At 58.0% G+C, this 1,708-nt stretch carries 1 protein-coding gene and 2 pseudogenes; all 3 read left to right on the top strand.

What is annotated here, in order from left to right; all coding sequences use genetic code 11:
* A pseudogene (locus ACO0LO_RS28960) lies at positions 1 to 299 on the top strand (GDP-mannose 4,6 dehydratase); the annotation flags it as partial.
* Positions 296 to 1,486, top strand: a complete 1,191-nt coding sequence (locus ACO0LO_RS28955; protein WP_422970005.1) for a glycosyltransferase family 4 protein — start codon at positions 296 to 298, stop codon at positions 1,484 to 1,486. The pseudogene ACO0LO_RS28960 and the gene ACO0LO_RS28955, both read left to right, overlap by 4 nt.
* Positions 1,483 to 1,708 (top strand): annotated as a pseudogene (locus ACO0LO_RS28950) (glycosyl transferase family 1); the annotation flags it as partial. The gene ACO0LO_RS28955 and the pseudogene ACO0LO_RS28950, both read left to right, overlap by 4 nt.

The raw sequence follows: 1,708 nt of genomic DNA, 5'->3' as shown, positions 1-1,708 counted from the left end.
TCCGCACCGTCGTCCAGGCCTACACCCGGCTGCTGCAGCACGCGCCGGCAGGACAGACCTTCAACGTCTGCTCCGGTCAGGCCCATACCTTGCAGCAAGTATTGGACATCGTGGCCGACCTCGCCGGTTACCGAATGGAAGTCAAGGTCAATCCTGCGTTTGTCAGGAGCAATGAAGTCAAGACCCTGACGGGCAACCCGAACAAGCTCGCCGCGTGCGTTGGCGCACTGCCGGGGATTGCGTTGCGCGATACCCTGGCATGGATGCTGGATTCTGGACCGGAGGGAACGCCCTCATGAACGTGGTGCTATCGATTGAAGCAGTGCGCCCTCCTCTGGCAGGAATAGGCCGCTACGCGTGGGAACTGGCATCGCGTTTGCCGGCCCATGCCGACATAGAATCGGTGCGCTATATGGCAGATGGTTTATGGAAACGCCTGCCTAAGCTGAATGTGAACAATGCCACTGATCCACGGACGGGGGGGGAGCCCGCAGGCGACCAAGGTGATAGCCTGAAAGCGCGTTTGCGCCACCAGTTAGGGCAATCGCCCCTATTGTCGGGCTTGTATGGCAAACTGGTGCCCTATGTTGCCAAATCTAATCTGCGCGGCATCAAGGATGGCATTTTTCATGGACCTAATTATGTGCTGCCGGAAAGTAAGATGGCTTCGGTAGTGACGCTGCATGATTTATCGGTGTTGCGCTATCCGCAGTGGCATCCGCAGGCGCGGGTGAGGCGCATGCGCGCTGCCATGCCGGTAGCCGTGCGGCGAGCGGACCTTGTCATTACTGACTCACTGGCAACCCGGCTGGAAGTCCTTGAAGAATTTAGACTGGGGCCTGAACAGGTGGTTGCAGTACCTCTGGGCGTAGACACCCAGTTCCATCCGCGCACACGAGCGCAGGCTGAAGAAGTGATGGCGCATTTCGGTTTGCATTACCAGCAATACAGTTTTTTTGTTTCCACGATAGAGCCGCGCAAGAACCTGCTTAACCTGCTTGCGGCATACCGTGACCTGCCTGCCGAGTTGCGGCAGCAATATCCGCTGGTGCTGGTCGGCAGTCGCGGTTGGAACAGCGATGAAATCCATGCGAAGATAGTACGTGGCCAGCAGGAAGGCTGGCTTAACTACCTGGGTTACGTGGAAGACTGGTATCTGCCGGTCTTGTATGCGGCATGCCGTTTGTTTGTTTATCCATCTTATTACGAGGGTTTCGGTTTGCCGATTGCAGAAGCGATGGCAAGCGGAGTGCCGGTCCTGACGTCCAATTGTTCGTCCATGCCGGAAGTAGCCGATGGTGCTGCCTGGCTGGTAGAGCCGGACGATGTGGTCTCTATCCGCGATGGCCTCGCCGTTGCACTGCAAGACGACGCATGGCGGGAACAGGCTATCAGCAAGGGATTGCGCCGGGCAGCACAGCTGACCTGGGAGGCCTGCGTGCAGAACACCGTGAATGCGTACCAGATGATAAGGGGTGGAAAATGAAGATTCTGCACTTTTATCGTACCTACCATCCGGACACGTTCGGCGGCGTGGAACAGGTGATACGGCAGATGGCGGTCAGCACCACGCGGCTGGGCGTGTCCAATGAAGTCCTGACCCTGACCCGCAGCAAGGACAACCCCGAACTCGAATTCGAAGGCCACAAGGTGCACCGCGCCCGCCTGAACTTTGAAATCGCCTCCACCGGCTTTTCCTGGTCCGCAC

It is taken from the genome of Undibacterium sp. TJN25 (genome assembly GCF_049339885.1).
Classification (GTDB): domain Bacteria; phylum Pseudomonadota; class Gammaproteobacteria; order Burkholderiales; family Burkholderiaceae_D; genus Undibacterium.
The sequence above is the reverse complement of the archived record's forward strand: the minus strand, read 5'-3'. Positions and strand labels throughout refer to the sequence as shown.

Coding starts and splice junctions, on each gene's coding strand:
- ACO0LO_RS28955 (WP_422970005.1), top strand. CDS start 296: ATGAACGTGGTGCTATCGATTGAAGCAGTGCGCCCTCCTCTGGCAGGA.